Here is a 15,113-nt window from a genome sequence, read left to right as displayed (position 1 = left end):
CGGTGTTGTGGAATAGCGAGCTACGCCACAGGGGGGTGATATGAGCGAACAAGAATTGCGCCGGCGCTTCGCTGGGTTCTCCGATGAAGTTTTGTTGGAACGCCTGCAGTCGAGCCAATTGACGGTTTTGGCCGCAGCAATTGCGCAGGAAGAAGCTATTGGCCGGGGACTTGCGTTACCAAACACAGAGACAGATGCAGAGCCCGATGGAGACGACGAGGCCGATGCAGAACATGCTGGTTTCGTGCAACTAAAGCGCTTCCTGACGCCCACTGAGGCTCATGTGCTGCTGGGCCGTCTGCACGCCGAAGGCATCGATGCTCATACGGCAGGTCTGCAGACGGTGGAGGCCAACCCGTTGTGGACGCAAGCGATGGGAGGCGTCCGGATCTTTGTACTTGCTTCGGATCAAGCCCGCGCTTGCGAGATCCTTGAAGACATACAGAGGGGAACGTACAACCAGGGAGAAAGCGATGTCGATAGTGACAAATACGACGAGCTTTCGCGCGCGCCCAAGGACGTCAGCACGAGTTCACACCGTTTCGGTGGAAGTGTCATATTGGCGATCCCGTGCCTTGTATTGGCGGGAGTAGCTATTTCCATCATCTGGAGCACGGATTGCCCTCCCGGCACTTACTGCTCGAGGCCGGTACAAAGCTCGACTGACGAACTCGTGGCGAACGCGTTTTACACCGTACTGAGCTTGCTACCGTTGATCGCAGTAATTGCACGTCTTATGTGGAAGTTGCGCATCGCCGCACGTGCAGTGTCAAGCAATGATGGAGCTTGAAACTGGGAAGCTTGTTCAGGAGAGCTATTCGCAGGTGGTACTGACTATCGGGTCAGGTTCACTTGTTCACTTACTTCGTGAGAAAGTGAACCTGACCCCGATCTTTATCTTTAGAGAATCTCATCCGGACGTCCGCTCGATGGAGGGGTTAGCCTCCTGGTGGAATCAGTTGGACATGTTGCCCCAAATACTCAATTGCATTTCCAGATCCGTGGAGATGCAGCGCTCCGACAGCAACGAGGGTGCGAAGCGGTGATTGCAAGAGTTTGGACAACGCTGGAGCCCACGCTTGATTCCGACGCTGCAGAACAGCGGCTCTCAGACCTTCAAAGCGAAACAGCGGCGATTGCGCTGCGACGTTATAGAGCGCTGCTAGGTCACCTCGCAGCCAAGCTGCGTACATTGCTTCAAGTGAACGCTGCGGAGCAGAAAGGTCCGATGCCAGTAATTCCAACCCTTGGTGCACCTCCAAGAGCGGTGCGGACTCGAAGGCAGCAACGACTTCTTCCGCAGTTTCGAGGAACTCAACGGGCTTGGATTGCTCGCTTGCCCATTGAATAAACTGACCTTCGATTCCGGCCGCCGTTCGCTGCGTGAGAACTGTTGCTAGAAATAGCGCCGCCCATGGCCGAACGGCCTTCAATGGAGGCAACGGACTAGACGTCGGCCATAAGTCGTGAATCCTGGCCCACGTAACGGGAGACAACTGCGTCTGAAGGTCGACGGCAGTGGGAGACCGGAGCAGGGGAAGAATTGTTGGCGGATCAGACTCGAGTACAAGAGCCTCCGCCCACTCGAACGCCTGCGTGGCCCAAGCAGGCAATCCGCAGTTGTTGGCTGGGAGCAGGTGCATTGATCCAAGAATGCGAATGTTCGTACCTATGACTTGCCAGTACATGCTCGCCCTCCGGACTCGTGTGGAAGAGGATACAGCGTCGCCACATATCGGCTTCGCGAACGGCAGAAATGGGTCGGTCAGCGACCATCGAGCAACACCTGTCGGCTGACGAATCGTCGAACGGCGACCAACGGTCGCTTACCGGCCAGTGGCGGACCACTAATCAATTCTTCCGACCTGCCTGACGAGCTTCGCAGCAAGCGGTTTGAAGTCAGCTATGTATCCCGATATGTATCGTTTTTTTCCATTACGCAGTCGAAGGGTCAGCAACTGCGCCCGCCCTTCCGTCAGATCAGAGTCGACGACGTCATGCATATCAAACTGATGCCTTGGGAACGCTCCTACCACGACCTTGCTGCCTGTAACTTCAACTCTATACATCAGGTTTCGGAGCCAAATCACAAAAAAGGGAAGCGGGAAAAATACGTGGTAAACCACAAATGAAACGGCGTCGCTCGGGACGCTTTTCCAGAGCGGGAGGATCTCAAAAAATACAAAGCCCGCGAAACATAAGAAAGTATAGGCATAGGGAATTCTGTAAATCTCTGTATCCCCTACGGTTTGATGGTGCTGCCTCATTGCCAATGCCACGTATATGATCGCGGTCGGCACCAAAAGCAAACCCCAATAGTGCGAAATACTCATAGTGCCCCTTTGCTTTCATGCATCTTAGCTACATGCGGTTCGAACATGCTCAACGCTTCTTTTGAAGGTCTGCTTTGGGTGGCGGTTTCTGCCGGTTGGCGTCGACAGAGACTAATCATACTGGCCGACTTTCGAGTGGGATATGCACAAGCCGCCGCCGCTTCGCGGCGCGGCTCAGTTCAGGCGTTTGCACATGGCCGAGTGCCTACTTCTGTGCGTCAGGTGCGCAGCGCAGCGGCCAAAGCGCGACGGTTGACACCATCCAGCTGCAATAGCAGACTCCATCTCAAGGAGCGTCGAAACTCCCCCGTACAGCGGTACCCACCTCCGACAAACCGGTGGTTTTTTTGTACCTGTTCGCAGGTGCAAGCCGACGCGAAGCCTGCGTCGGGAGGGCGGCTAATACAACACCCTTCGGGGGAATATGCCCGCCGTCTGTACGCGGTTTCGAACCTCCCGACACCCCGTCCGTCGTCATGCCGTGGACGGGTACTTCTATGGAACTAGGAGGCGACCATGTCGACGTTCGATTCGGATGATCTGGAAACGACGGGCTATTTTCTGCCGGAGGACAGCCAGCTGCGGCTGAAGCAGCTACGCGAATACGTGGGGTTCCTGACCCATCTGGCGCGACCGCGCAGGCCGGATGAGGATCAGGAGTGGTATGCAGAGATTCGCCCGGGTGAAGTGGCGATCTGCATGGAGTTGCTGGAGGAGCAGATCGGGCAGGTGCTGGATGAACTCTCCTGGCCGGCCGAGCGTCGCGAAAGGGTGCCTGCGCCCGAGGCCAAGGCCGAACGTGACGCCGAGCCGAAAGCCGCCGCCGTCACGGCAGCGGCGGACACGGACGGCACCGAACCGGAACTTGCCGGGTCGGCGATGAACGAGGCGACCAAGCGCTACGTGGCTGGCGTCACCCTGGATCAGATCGACGAGCTGGCCCGGCTGGGCGACATTCTCCGCGCCCATGGCGACGTGGTGGTCGCCACGGATCAGGCGGATTTCGCCGACGTCACACTGTCGATCATGGGCGATGCCATCCTCGAGCATGCGGAGAGGTTGCAAGACCTCATCCGTGAGGTCGATTGCGCGCAGCGGCTCGATGAGCCGCACGGCACGAAACCGGGCGTGCGCGAGGAGCAGGCCAGCTACCTCGCGCTGCCCATGCGCGTGCCGATGAGCCATGCGTTGCCCATCGTGCGGCAACTGCCCGCCTACCATTGACCGGCACGCGCGCGCGCCAGTGTGCCAGTTGCGCTCGCTGGCGCGTATCCCGTCGTTTCGGATTTCTGGAGCGGCACCCCAACGAAGCCGGCGGATTGGCATGGTGATCATTCGAGACTATCGGGGGGGGCAGGTTCACTTACTGCCGTGAGAAAGTGAACCTGCCCCGATCAGTAGTGACTACTGCTCTCGATCATCGAAGTGCGTTCCGACCCGACCCGGGTTTCGCACGGAAAGACCCTTGGTCACGAGCTTGCGCGGCCTGGAAAGATTCCTTACTATTTATCAAATAGTAAGGAGACTCGCCATGTCCGAAGCCGCCATGACCAGCAAGGGCCAGGTCACCATCCCCGCCGACATCCGCAAGGCGCTCGGCCTGGTCGCGGGCGAACGCGTAGTGTTTACCCAGCTCGACGACGGTTCCACCGTCATGCGTGCCAAGACTCGTTCGATGGGTGAGATCAAGGGCATGCTGAAATCCGCCGGGAACAAACGCAAGGTATCGCTGGACGACATGCGCATCGGCCGGCGCTGATGGCCGGGCTGGATACCAATGTCCTGGTGCGCTGGCTGGTGGATGACGACGCCGGCCAGTCGCGCCGTATCGCGGAAATGCTCGAGTCCGCAGCGCGCCGGGATGAAACCCTTTTCGTACCCCTGACGGTCATGCTGGAACTGGAGTGGGTGTTGCGCTCCCGCTACGCCTTTGCCAAACCCGACATCCTGCTGGCGTTGAACGCCCTGCTCGAAACCCGGGAACTGGAGTTTCAGACCGAGCCTGCCGTCGAACGTGCATTGCATGCCTATCGGCAGGGCACGGCAGACTTTGCGGACTGCTTGCACGCCGCAGCATGCTGGGTTGAGGGGAAGGCCCCCATGCTTACCTTGGATGCCAAGGCCGCCAAGCTGGCCGATGCAAAACTGCTGGCAGCGTAACCGCTGCGAAAACGAACCTCAGGGACGGAGGAAGTTAAATCGAACTAGCAATGTCCGCTCCTCATAGTGCACATTGCAACAGCTCGGAGTTGAATTCACCGGGCGAGACAAGGGGAACGTCGGTGTCAGACATATCAGCCAAATCCATCGACGCGAGGTTCCTTGAGCAGGAACTTCGGATCCTCGGCGTACCTCGGGGGGCTGTTGTCGTGGTTCACTCGTCGCTGTCGGCATTCGGTGCGGTAGAGGGCGGAGCGCAAGCGGTGATCGATGCGGTGCTGTGTTGCGTCGGTGATGCGGGAACGCTGGTAGTGCCGACGTTTACACCCCAGGTCTCCGATCCACATCCGCAGTCGCGCGCATTCGACGACCCGTTGGCCGATGAAGCCCGCCGAAACGTATCCCTCTTTCGTGATGACCTGCCGACCCCGATGGGTGCGGTTCCCAGCGCGATCCTGTCTCGTCCCGGGCGCTTGCGCAGCGATCATCCTCAGGCATCCGTTGCCGCCCTTGGCGTTCGTGCCCGTGAGATCACGGTCGATCATCCGCTTGTGTATGCACTCGGGAAAAACTCGCCGTTCGACAGAATGTACGGGTTGGGTACCTACATTCTGCTGCTGGGGGTGGGCCACAACCGCAACTCGTTCCTGCATTACGCGGAATCGCTGACGCCTCGTCATCGGACGAAGCTTCGCCGGTTTCCCGCTCTGGTCGGGAGGGATCGCCTCTGGATGGAGGCACCCGATGTGGGCGATGACAACGGCGTCTACTTTCCGCAACTGGGTGCCGAAGCCGATGCCGCCGGTCTGATTCGCAGCAAGACGATCGGTTCGGCACGCTGTCAGCTCATGGAGAGCGTTCCATTTGTCGATTTCGCGAAGGCGCGGCTGGATGAGTTGCTCGGAAACCGGAACGAAGGAAGTTAAGTCGAATGGGTTATGCGCGTTCACCTGATCGCACGTCCAAGGACCCGGCAGCACGACGTGAGCGGGCAACGGTCCAAAAAGAATTCAGGTTGAAATCGCGCTGAGCCGGACGAACGGTGGCCGCCGATGCTGCATCGATTGTTCACGCCAGCAAAAGCACACTCGGGTTCTGATTCCCGGGATGTCTTGCCATGTCCGTTATCCGCCGCGACTCCCAAGCCGGGCCGACCGATACGCGCAAGTCCCGCAACCATGGGTGGCTGCGTGTCATCGCGGTGTACAAGGCCGCCAAGACCATCGGCTTGATCCTCGTGGCGATCGCGGCCTTCCATCTGGATCGTTCGCAGAACTTCGAACATCTGGTGCACTGGCTGGAGCAGTTGTCGCTGAGCGACAGCAACGGCCTGCGCTGGAGGCTGGTGGAGAAGCTGCAGTCGATGGGCCCGAGCAAGTTCGTGGCGATCGGACTGGTCGCGCTGGCCTATGCCGCGATCTTCGCGACCGAGGGCATCGGGCTGTGGTTGCAGAAGTACTGGGCGGAATGGTTCACGGTAGTCGCCACCGGCTCGCTGGTGCCGCTGGAAATCTACGAAGCGGTGCACCGTTTCAGCGGGTTCAAATTGGTTGCGCTGATCGCCAACATCGCGATCGTCGTGTATCTGGTACGCGTCGCCCTGCAGTCACGGCAATCTCGCTCAGTCGAGTGATCGGACGCCTTCCGGGAAATGGGGTCGGGGACAACTTGGTGGGTGCGCTTGCTCAAGCTGCCCAAGGGCGAGCAAGCGTTGCTTCCAGGGAACGTCCTTACCTTCTTTCCGGGCGATTTGCCCCTGTCATCGAACTGCGCCAGAATGAATCGCAATTGCATCGCATTCGGAGTTTCCATGAAAACCGCAACCATCCCTTCGCTGCGTGTTGAACCGGTTCTGCGTCGAGCCGCAGAGGAAGTCTTGCGCGACGGGGAAAGTCTGTCCGGCTTTATCGAGTACGCGGTGCGGGCGCAGATTCAGCAACGCCAGGAGCAAGCTGCCTTCATCGCCCGTGGATTGGCTTCGCGTGATCAGGCCAAAGCTACCGGCGTGTACTTTTCGTCTGGCGCGGTGCTGAAAAAACTTGAAGCGCGATTGGCCAAGGCAAAGAAAGCTTCCGCATGATATTCAAGATCCGCTTCACGGAGGAAGCGTTGGCCGATCTTGAACGGCTGTATGACTTTGCCTTGGCACGTGAGGATGGCGACTGGACCACGGCCGAGCGCGCGCTGGACGCCATCCGCAATGGCCTGGGCTTGCTGGCTAGTTCACCATTCAGTTGCAGAAAGGCCGCACCTGACAACACGTTTCTGCGTGAGTTGATCGTCGCCTTCGGCGCATCCGGCTATGTGGCGCTGTTTGAAATCGATGACGCCAAAACCGTCACCGTATTGGCGGTGCGGCACCAGCGCGAAGACGATTACCACTGAGCATGGCCGCCTTGCATGCGGCCATGCGCGAGGCGGTGCTGACTACCAGCAACTATCGGGGTCAGGTTCACTTTCTCACGGCAGTAAGTGAATCTGGCCCCGATCTTCCAGCAGCCCATCGGTTGTAAGTGCACTGGTGCAACTGCGACCAGCTTGCGCGTATCTCTATGTTCGAACGGCCATCATTCGTGGCCACCCGACGAGATACTCATGTATTTACGCTATGCATTGCCTCTGTCGCTGTTGACTCTGATTTTCAGTTCCGTCGCGTTCGCCCAGACATCATCGCCATCAAACACACCGATCAATGCTGCCGAGCAGTCCGCGGTCATCGCGGCCCTGGGTCAGCAGTTGAAGTCTCAGTACGTTTTCCCCGACGTTGCTGCCGAGACAGCCGTCGCGCTCTCGGCCAAGGCGGCGCATGGCGACTACCGCGATGCCAACACTACGACGGTATTTGCCAAAGCGTTGTCCAAGGACTTGAGGTCCATCGGCAACGACAAGCATCTTGCCGTCAAGTTCGCGCCGGACTTGTCACCGCCGCCGCAAAATGATGACAAAGGCGGTGATGACAAAGGCCAGGGTGACAAAGATGCGACCGCCAAAGAGATGGCGGAAATGATCGCGCAGATGCGGTCCGCTTCGGCCCGCGAGAGCTATGGCATCAGCCGCGTGCAATTGTTGCCCGGCGACGTCAGCTACATCGACCTTCGAAACTTCGGTCATACGGAAATCGTCGGTGCCGCTTACGACGCGGCCATGTCGCTGGTCGCTGGAACCAAGGCGCTGGTACTCGACCTGCGGCAGAACCACGGCGGCGAACCGGACGGCGTGGCCTATCTGATCAGTCACTTTTTCGCTGTGGGCGATGATCGACACCTCAATGATATTTATGTCCGTGCTGACAACGACACACGCCAGTTCTGGACGGTTCCATCTGCGATGCCCCGCTTCGCCGGTCCCATCTACGTGCTCACCTCGCAGCATACGGGCTCCGGCGCCGAGGAATGCGCCTACGACCTGCAAACCCAGAAGCGCGCCACGCTGGTCGGTGAAACCACAGCGGGTGCCGCCAATCCAGGCGGCTGGATGCCGCTCGGGCATGGCTTCATGGCCTTCATCCCCGTGGCACGTGCCATCAACCCGATCACCAAAACCAACTGGGAACATGTGGGCGTGAAGCCGGATGTGGCAGTACCGGCGAGTTCGGCCATGAAAACTGCTTACGTCACCATTCTCAACGACCTCCTGAAAAAGTCGAAGGACCCGGGCGAACAAGCGGGGTTGAATGACATCCTGGCTAGTGTTCAATCGGGCAAGTTCCAGCTGCCCGCGTACTACCCGTGACACTGACGCGATGCCGACAATCGGTCGCTGGACTTTACCAATGCGGTCCGTGAAAAGTGAGGGTTGTCATTCACTCCGCTCACAGCGAGGCCGAGCGGAGCTGACTATCGCGGTCAGCTTCACTTATCTGCTTGAACGAACTGTCGAGCGGGACTTGGCGGACAGGAGATCGTATTACGGACAGAATGGTCCTGAAGACGAAATGCGCCACGACTGAGACTGTTGCAAATACAACTGCGATCAGAGCGGAAAGCACAGCGCCGAACGTGAAATTCATGCCGACGACGAATCCGAAGATGCACTCGACCCGGTAAATGGAGGCATAGCTGAGCGTCACGGCCTCAAGGTTGCGCGATCGCTAGATACGCTGGGTTCGCTCCCGCCGCGAACGGACTGCCTGGGACAGGGGTTAGGGCGCCGTTTGTGGGGTTGACCCTAAAAGCTGAGACGGCGCTCCCGCCACCAGTCCCCTGATAAACGAAGGTGCCTGCGGGGTTGATAACTACCGAAGTGCCGTAAGCGGGCAGACCGCCCGCAACCAGGGTGAGCGCGCCTGATGTCGTATCGATGCGGTAGGCTGAGATCGTGCTGTTGCCCGTCACATAGGCGAAGGTGCCAGCGGGGTTGACAACCACGGATGTGGAGCCGGATTCGGCCGCTGCGAACGGACTGCCTGCAACCGGGGTGAGTGCGCCGGTTGCGGTATCGATGCGGTAGGCCGAAATGCCGTTTCTGCCCGCCGTATAAGCGAAGGTGCCTTGGGAATTAATCGTCACGGACGTGGCAGCGTTTCCTGTGACAAATGGGCTGCCCTTGACGGGAGAAAGCGCGCCAGTAGCGGCGTCAATGCTGAAAGCTGAGATCGTGCCGATGTTGCCACCCACGACGTAGGCGAAGGAGCCTGCTCGGTCGATCGTGACTGACAGAGCCCCCGGTGCTGCAGGAAACGGACTACCCGGAATGGGCGAGAGCGCACCTGTGGAGGCATCGATGCGGTAGGCCGACACGGTGTTGCTATATCCGCTCGCCACATAGGCGAAGGTGCCCGTTGGGTTGATCGCAATAGGGCTTCCTTGATACCCCATGCCAAACGGACTGCCCGGAATGGGTGCAAGTGCGCCGGTGGAGTCATTGATGCGATAGGCCGAGATCCTACCTCCGAAATAGTCCAGCACATAGGCGAAAGTGCCTGCGGGGTTGACCGTGATGGAGGAGCTGGCCGCTCGTATGGCAAACGGGCTCCCTTGGACTTGCGTGAGCGCGCCGGTGGTGGTGCTGATTCGGTAGGCTGACACGGTATTGTCACCAGCATTTGCGGCGTAGAGGTACTGCGGTTTGGGTGCTGCTGATTGCATCCCCCCGAGCGTGGAGCACGCTGTCATCGATAAGATTGCCATCAAGCCGAGAATGAGCTTGACAGTCGTAGGAGTGGTCTGTCGTGTGTGTTTCATGTTGATCTTTCGTGGTTGGCTACAAACCTGTGTTTTGGACTCAACCATCAAGGCTGCACGGCCGTTATGAATGCGGGACGAGTTCCAGTCGCGAACGGACTGCCAGGAACTTCGGTCAATGCCCCGGTGGTGGCATTTATGCGGTAGGCAGAGATGGTGCCTTCGGCGAATCCGTAGCCTTTGTTCGCCACATAGGCGAAGGTGCCTGTGGGGTTGACCGCCACAGCAACGGGGTTCTGAAGTCCCGTCGCGACCGGATTGCGCGGGACTGGCGTGAGCTCGCCCGTGGTGGCGTTGAGGCGGTAGGCTAAGACATCGCCGGTGTTGTTGAGATGCTGTTCCGTCACATAGGCCAAGGTGCCCTCGGGATTGATCGTGATCGATTTGGCATCTGGATTCGCGATCTTGGTGCCGGGAATCTCTTGGTTGGAGCCATCCGCGGCATCAATGCGGAAAGCCTCGATTCCGTCGTTGACCAACCAGTAGGCGAATGGGCCTGCTGGACTGACAGTCACATCTGGGGCGGGAAGATACTCGGCAAGATGGCGAATGGAATTCCCGTTGTCGCCTGTGGCAGGGGTGATTGCTCCCGTGGTGGGGGCGATGCGGTAGGGTGTGAAAGCCTGGCTCATCCGGTTCCCGACATAGACCATCGCGCCGTCTGCGCTTACCTTGACGACATAGGGCTGGCTTCCCGCTGCGAACGGACTGCCCGCGATTTCGGTCAAGGCCCCGGTGGTGGTGTTGACGCCGTAGACCGAGACGGTGCCCCCGGTGACGTTTGCCACATAGGCCAAGGTGGCAGACGGATTTACCGCGAGAAACTTTGGGCCTCCTTGATCCGCGAACGGACTGCCCGGGACATCGGTCAAGGTGCCGGTGCTGGCGTTGATACGGTAGGCCGAGATGCTGCGGCTGTTCGCTACATAAAGGAATTGCGGTTTCGGGAGCGAGGCACCCGGAGTGGCGCGCCATTTGTCGCGTGCGGGAGCCTGCGCCTGATCCGGTAAGTCTTGCTGAAACGGCACCAACATTGGGGATGCGACGATCTCGCTCGACCCATTGCCGAGTTGACCGTTCCGGTTGTATCCCCATGCCCAGAGATGGCCGTCGTTGTCGATAGCGTAAGCGGAAGCGGAGCGGGCGTCGGTGCTCATGGCCGCCATGCTGACGATCGACGCGGGTCCCTGAGCAACGGGAATTTGTACCAGCGCCGGTGGATTGAAGCGATTCGCGAGTAAGCCATTGCCAAGTTGGCCATACCGGTTGTTTCCCCAAGCCCAGAGATGACCTGCGTTGTCGATGGCATAAGCGGCGTAGCGATCAGCTTCTACACGAATAATCGAAGCACCGCCCAAGGCGGACGGGAACTGGACTCGCACTGGGATGGCGTGATCCTTGAGCGTCCCATTGCCCAATTGACCGTATTTGTTGCCTCCCCAAGCCCAGAGATGGCCGGTGCTGTCGATGGCATAGGCGGTACCCTCGCTGTTATGGGTGGCCATCACGCGAACAATCGAGGGCGACCGCCGCCACCACGGGCTGGGGAACCGAATACGGGCCGGAGTGGATTGACCTGTCGTCGAGCCCAGCCCTAGGCCGTACCCGTTGCTTCCCCAAGCCCAAAGATGGCCTGTGCTGTCGAGCGCGTAGACATAGCCGTTGCCAGCGCTGCCAGTCGCCATGCTGACGATTGAGGAGCTCCCCAATGATCCGGGGAACTGGACCTGGGCAGGGGTTAAGGAGCCACTCTTCGAACCATTGCCCAGTTGTCCGGCCTCGTTGTCTCCCCAGGCCCAGAGATGGCCAGCGCTGTCGAGTGCGTAAATGGAGAGGAAGCCATTGTCGTCGTCGTCGACCTCGACGCGCACGATCGACGCATTCCCGAGAGGCAATGGAAACAGGACGCGCGCCGGGGTGGAAAGATCCTTGCTTGGCCCATCCGTCAGTTGGGTGTGCCAGTTGCTTCCCCAAGCCCAGAGATGGCCTACGCTGTCGACGGCATAAACGGGGCCGAAGTCGTTATGGACGGTCGCCACGCTGACAATCGAAGCGGCTCCCAAGGCGGCGGGGAAACGCACCTGCGTCGGTTTTGAACGATTCGCAAGGTCCCCATGGCCGAGACCCAATTGGGCGTGGGCATTGTCTCCCCAGGCCCAGAGATGGCCAGCGCTGTCGAGAGCGTAGGCGGAGTGGTGACCGTTGACAGCCACAGTGATGATCGAAGCATCCCCTAAGTCGGCAGGGAACTGGACCCGCACCGGAGTTGCGTGATCCACGGTTGTCCCATCACCCAGTTCGCCGACCTTGTTGTCTCCCCAGGCCCATAGGTGGCCGGCGCCGTCGATGATGTAGCCTGAGGAACCATCCGTCACAAATCGCTTGCTTGCGCCTGGACGGGCCATGGCGAAGGCGGGGGTTCCCTGGGGGGTTGTGGATGTTGCCGCTTTTGCGACTGGCAACGACGTACCGCAGTAAACGAGTGCAAGAGCTGCCCACATCAAACCCGCGCTGATCCTTGTCATCTGAATCCTTCCGTTTTAGCGATTATGCAGGAATGCCCATGCAGCTTCCGAGGCAGATGTGGGGCGAAAATCTGATAGGAAAGCAACGCGGGCTAATTGTCGCGCTAGGATCTAGCGGACGTTGGCGCTACCGCTAACCTCGACCCCCAAGCGCAAAATGCCGTCGAATTGGGTAGATGGTGGTTGATCCGCTTTCCTGAAAGCAGTCGGTCGTGATCGGCTGAAAAGGGTCGCACGGCGACCATCGGGTGACCCTACCCACCGGTCATTCGATGGTCACCGAGCAAGGGTCGCCATCCGGCCAAGAGCTGCCGGTCACAGCCTGTATCGGGTTGCTCTATAACAGACGTTGGAGATCTACCTACCACGACGTGTTGCCGCTCGTCGGTCTTCTTGGAGGTGTCCGCGTTCACGGGGTGGAACCCGTATCGGCTTACCATGCCGAACGGGCGGTTTAACCCCATGCGGCTTGCCCACGCGTTAGAAGGTAGACCCAAGCCGACAGGGAAAACCAGATGAGATCGCGTTGGATGCCCGCGTTTGCCTTGCGTATCGCCATCTACGGCGTGATCGTACCGCTGGCTTTTGTCGTGGTCGTACCTCACTCGTTCGAAGTGATCCAATGGTGGCTGACGCCAAGCCCGGTTCCTGCGAATACCACACTCATTCCACAGACCGCAGAACACGTGCCTGATTCGCCTCCTGCGCAGATCGCTTTGCCGCCGTTGCCTTCGGTGCATGAGTTGCTGGCCGAGGCGGAGCGCCTCCAGGACCTGTTCGATCAAGGCCGCATGCACGAGCTCTACGCGAACTTTTCCGATGAAGCCAAGGCGCAGGTTCCAGAAGCTGTGTTCGTTGCGCAGGCCAACGAAGTGCTTGAGCAACTCGGGCCGCGCAAACCCGATGGCTGGAACGATGCGGACCGGTTATCGACCTTTCTCAACGGGCCATCCAAAGGTCGCCAGGCGCTGCTGTGGAAACTGCATCCGGAAACCTTGAAATTCGATGTCGGTTCCGTGCGCTACGGCAGCCTGGCTGACTCAAGCGAAGATCTGGTGCTGGATCTCTCGGGCGGTCAAGTGAAGCTCGCGATGTTTTCGGAATTCAAGGAGCGGTCTCCCGCAGCCAGCATCCGGCTGCCGCAGACTTGTTCGCACAAGGGTGAAGATCCTTTGCAGCACTGCACTGTGCCTGGCGCGCCGGTGATTGCCCATGATGCGATTGCTATCCCCGCGCCGGTGATTGCTCATCATGCGATCGCCATCCCCGCGCCGGTGATTGCCCATCATGCGATCGCCATCCCCGCGCTGGCGATTGCCCATGATGCGATCGCTATTCCCACGCCGGGACACACCTGGGTTTCGACCGCCCTGGCGATCGATCCGGAGGGTCACGCGGTGATCGCTGCGGTCGGCCGTGAAGGCTGGCTCGAGATTGCCATTTGCCGCACGAAGCCATGCCGACCCGACGCCGTCACAACAACCACGCGCGCCATGTCGCTCATCGGCCCGGTCGCTCTGGCCATCGGATCCGACGGGCTCGCCATGGCGGCCGTATCAAGGGGTGAGGGTCGTTCTAGCAGCACGATATTGCTGGTTCATTGTGACGACAGGGCGTGCTCCAGAATCTCGTCGACCGCTGTCGCGACAGGCAAGGCGTTAGGGCTCGCCATGGGATTGGACGGTTTTCCCATCATCATCTATTCCGTGTTCGATGAGCGCACGCTTACGACGCAACTGCGCCTCGCCATGTGCCGGGATGCAGCCTGTACATCCCCCTCGATGTTGACCGCCGTGGGACCGATCAATACGTTCGATTCGGGCGATCCCTCGATCGCCGTGGGTCGCGACGGGCGCGCCATGATCGCTTTCGCGGGCCCTGGGCGTGCCAATGGATCCGATGCATCGCTGTTTTTCGCGCATTGCGCAGATCGCATGTGCAGTGCAATGACGGTGCGCGAACTCGTCATCAAAGCAGACACCGTCACTTCGCGAGTTGCCACGCTGCCGACAATGGCCACCAGCGGCGGCGGACCCAACCTCCGTGCGGTCGTCCTTCGTGCAGGATCGCAGGGCCTTCCCGTCATAGGCTACACAATGGAGATGGACGGCGAAATCGTGCTCCGCATCATGCATTGTGTCGACAGCGACTGCGCCGGTGTTCGTGAGACACACACTGTGAGCCGCGTCGACAACAATATTTCACTCGCTGCGGAATTGGACTCCGAAGATCGGCCGGTGTTTGCGCCAATCGTCTACGAAGGAAAAGCCGTATACCCAAAAATTCCGGCAGGCAACGATCCGCCGCCGCCGGACTATGAGACCTTTGTCGCATTGCTGCATTGTGCAACACCGACATGTCGTCCCATCGCCAAAAAAGTTCTACTTGGGTCGATCGGCATTGGTCGCATTGGCGACTCCCAGCTGGCTCTTCGGCCGGATGGGACGTTGGTAGCGATCGCGTTCGAGCCACATCGTTCGGCAGTTCTGCTATGGGACGCGACTCTCGCTCACTGACGCAAGCTCGGCGACACGAACAAGACCTCGGTCAATGAGCCTTCGTCAGAAATCTAAGGGGACGGAGGTAATTAAGTTAGTTTGAGCTTTCCCGCTCGACTATTGGGGTCATTTACTGCCGTGAGAAAGTGAACATGCTCCCGATCCTTTGACGGCCACGATGGCCACTTTGGGGGGTTTGCCGCGCGTACGCGGGTCTGTGAGCGAATGTCGGTTGCGCATGCGATAAAGTGCATTCTGACTCCGGTTTTGGATCCCGGTTATGCCAGTGAAGTTGCACGCGCTAGCGCAGCTGCGCCTTTGAACCGCTTGGGGTCGTGTACTTCAGAATTGAGTTTGCAGGGATGATAAGGAGCTGCTTAGCCTTTAGCTCTACGTATCGTCAGGTGTCATGAC

The 15,113-nt window shown here is 59.3% G+C and carries 14 protein-coding genes; 10 read left to right on the top strand and 4 right to left on the bottom strand.

Annotation, left to right across the window (positions count from 1 at the left end; all coding sequences use genetic code 11):
• Positions 1-40 precede the first annotated feature (40 nt).
• Positions 41-790 carry a DUF2007 domain-containing protein gene (locus tag B0E51_RS14205; RefSeq protein WP_143525935.1) on the top strand — a complete coding sequence of 250 codons (750 nt, stop codon included), beginning with the start codon at positions 41-43 and terminating at the stop codon, positions 788-790.
• Between the two features lie 1,057 nt (positions 791-1,847).
• Here the strand turns inward: B0E51_RS14205 and B0E51_RS14195 are convergent.
• A complete protein-coding gene (locus B0E51_RS14195) occupies positions 1,848-2,333 on the bottom strand; it encodes a hypothetical protein (protein ID WP_077445517.1) in 486 nt (161 codons plus the stop codon).
• A gap of 516 nt (positions 2,334-2,849) precedes the next feature.
• Here B0E51_RS14195 and B0E51_RS14185 point away from each other — a divergent pair.
• The 8 genes from B0E51_RS14185 (at position 2,850) to B0E51_RS14150 (ending at position 8,225) form a co-directional block, all read left to right on the top strand.
• On the top strand, positions 2,850-3,557 hold the full coding sequence (locus B0E51_RS14185) for a hypothetical protein (RefSeq protein WP_077445515.1): 708 nt from the start codon (positions 2,850-2,852) through the stop codon (positions 3,555-3,557).
• Positions 3,558-3,864: 307 nt separating this feature from the next.
• Complete coding sequence (locus B0E51_RS14180; protein ID WP_077445514.1) at positions 3,865-4,092, top strand: type II toxin-antitoxin system PrlF family antitoxin; 228 nt, start codon at positions 3,865-3,867, stop codon at positions 4,090-4,092.
• Positions 4,092-4,493: a type II toxin-antitoxin system VapC family toxin gene (locus tag B0E51_RS14175; RefSeq protein WP_077445513.1), complete on the top strand. Its 402-nt coding sequence runs from the start codon at positions 4,092-4,094 to the stop codon at positions 4,491-4,493. The genes B0E51_RS14180 and B0E51_RS14175 overlap by 1 nt, the downstream gene beginning before the upstream one ends.
• Before the next feature lie 122 nt (positions 4,494-4,615).
• Positions 4,616-5,419 (top strand): AAC(3) family N-acetyltransferase, encoded by an 804-nt coding sequence (locus B0E51_RS14170; RefSeq protein ID WP_217333107.1) that lies wholly within the window; start codon positions 4,616-4,618, stop codon positions 5,417-5,419.
• Between the two features lie 191 nt (positions 5,420-5,610).
• Positions 5,611-6,126 (top strand): DUF2127 domain-containing protein, encoded by a 516-nt coding sequence (locus B0E51_RS14165; protein ID WP_077445511.1) that lies wholly within the window; start codon positions 5,611-5,613, stop codon positions 6,124-6,126.
• Between the two features lie 177 nt (positions 6,127-6,303).
• The gene (locus B0E51_RS14160; RefSeq protein ID WP_077445568.1) at positions 6,304-6,573 is read left to right on the top strand and encodes a YlcI/YnfO family protein; all 270 of its coding nucleotides are present in this window, start codon (positions 6,304-6,306) and stop codon (positions 6,571-6,573) included.
• Positions 6,570-6,878, top strand: coding sequence for a type II toxin-antitoxin system RelE/ParE family toxin (locus B0E51_RS14155; protein WP_077445510.1), 309 nt, complete (start codon positions 6,570-6,572; stop codon positions 6,876-6,878). The genes B0E51_RS14160 and B0E51_RS14155 overlap by 4 nt, the downstream gene beginning before the upstream one ends.
• 210 nt (positions 6,879-7,088) lie before the next feature.
• On the top strand, positions 7,089-8,225 hold the full coding sequence (locus B0E51_RS14150) for a S41 family peptidase (RefSeq protein ID WP_077445509.1): 1,137 nt from the start codon (positions 7,089-7,091) through the stop codon (positions 8,223-8,225).
• Positions 8,226-8,304: 79 nt separating this feature from the next.
• On the opposite strand, the gene B0E51_RS19680 is transcribed toward B0E51_RS14150, so the two are convergent.
• Genes B0E51_RS19680 through B0E51_RS14135 form a run of 3 tightly spaced genes read right to left on the bottom strand, consistent with a single transcriptional unit; the run spans position 8,305 to position 12,201 of the window.
• Positions 8,305-8,562, bottom strand: coding sequence for a hypothetical protein (locus B0E51_RS19680; RefSeq protein WP_077445508.1), 258 nt, complete (start codon positions 8,560-8,562; stop codon positions 8,305-8,307).
• Between the two features lie 4 nt (positions 8,563-8,566).
• Positions 8,567-9,676: a beta-propeller fold lactonase family protein gene (locus B0E51_RS14140; RefSeq protein ID WP_168172640.1), complete on the bottom strand. Its 1,110-nt coding sequence runs from the start codon at positions 9,674-9,676 to the stop codon at positions 8,567-8,569.
• Between the two features lie 47 nt (positions 9,677-9,723).
• On the bottom strand, positions 9,724-12,201 hold the full coding sequence (locus B0E51_RS14135) for a beta-propeller fold lactonase family protein (RefSeq protein WP_077445506.1): 2,478 nt from the start codon (positions 12,199-12,201) through the stop codon (positions 9,724-9,726).
• 515 nt (positions 12,202-12,716) lie between these two features.
• Here B0E51_RS14135 and B0E51_RS14130 point away from each other — a divergent pair.
• A complete protein-coding gene (locus B0E51_RS14130; protein ID WP_143525934.1) occupies positions 12,717-14,717 on the top strand; it encodes a hypothetical protein in 2,001 nt (666 codons plus the stop codon).
• Positions 14,718-15,113: the final 396 nt, after the last annotated feature.

Origin of the sequence: Rhodanobacter sp. C05 (assembly GCF_002001165.1) — a bacterium.
Lineage (GTDB): Bacteria > Pseudomonadota > Gammaproteobacteria > Xanthomonadales > Rhodanobacteraceae > Rhodanobacter.
The sequence above is the reverse complement of the archived record's forward strand: the minus strand, read 5'-3'. Positions and strand labels throughout refer to the sequence as shown.

Excerpts from the sequence above, each read along its gene's own strand:
- B0E51_RS14205 (WP_143525935.1), top strand. The coding sequence starts at position 41 with ATGAGCGAACAAGAATTGCGCCGGCGCTTCGCTGGGTTCTCCGATGAA.
- B0E51_RS14195 (WP_077445517.1), bottom strand. The coding sequence starts at position 2,333 with ATGAGTATTTCGCACTATTGGGGTTTGCTTTTGGTGCCGACCGCGATC.
- B0E51_RS14185 (WP_077445515.1), top strand. The coding sequence starts at position 2,850 with ATGTCGACGTTCGATTCGGATGATCTGGAAACGACGGGCTATTTTCTG.
- B0E51_RS14180 (WP_077445514.1), top strand. The coding sequence starts at position 3,865 with ATGTCCGAAGCCGCCATGACCAGCAAGGGCCAGGTCACCATCCCCGCC.
- B0E51_RS14175 (WP_077445513.1), top strand. The coding sequence starts at position 4,092 with ATGGCCGGGCTGGATACCAATGTCCTGGTGCGCTGGCTGGTGGATGAC.
- B0E51_RS14165 (WP_077445511.1), top strand. The coding sequence starts at position 5,611 with ATGTCCGTTATCCGCCGCGACTCCCAAGCCGGGCCGACCGATACGCGC.
- B0E51_RS14160 (WP_077445568.1), top strand. The coding sequence starts at position 6,304 with ATGAAAACCGCAACCATCCCTTCGCTGCGTGTTGAACCGGTTCTGCGT.
- B0E51_RS14155 (WP_077445510.1), top strand. The coding sequence starts at position 6,570 with ATGATATTCAAGATCCGCTTCACGGAGGAAGCGTTGGCCGATCTTGAA.
- B0E51_RS14150 (WP_077445509.1), top strand. The coding sequence starts at position 7,089 with ATGTATTTACGCTATGCATTGCCTCTGTCGCTGTTGACTCTGATTTTC.
- B0E51_RS14140 (WP_168172640.1), bottom strand. The coding sequence starts at position 9,676 with ATGAAACACACACGACAGACCACTCCTACGACTGTCAAGCTCATTCTC.
- B0E51_RS14135 (WP_077445506.1), bottom strand. The coding sequence starts at position 12,201 with ATGACAAGGATCAGCGCGGGTTTGATGTGGGCAGCTCTTGCACTCGTT.
- B0E51_RS14130 (WP_143525934.1), top strand. The coding sequence starts at position 12,717 with ATGAGATCGCGTTGGATGCCCGCGTTTGCCTTGCGTATCGCCATCTAC.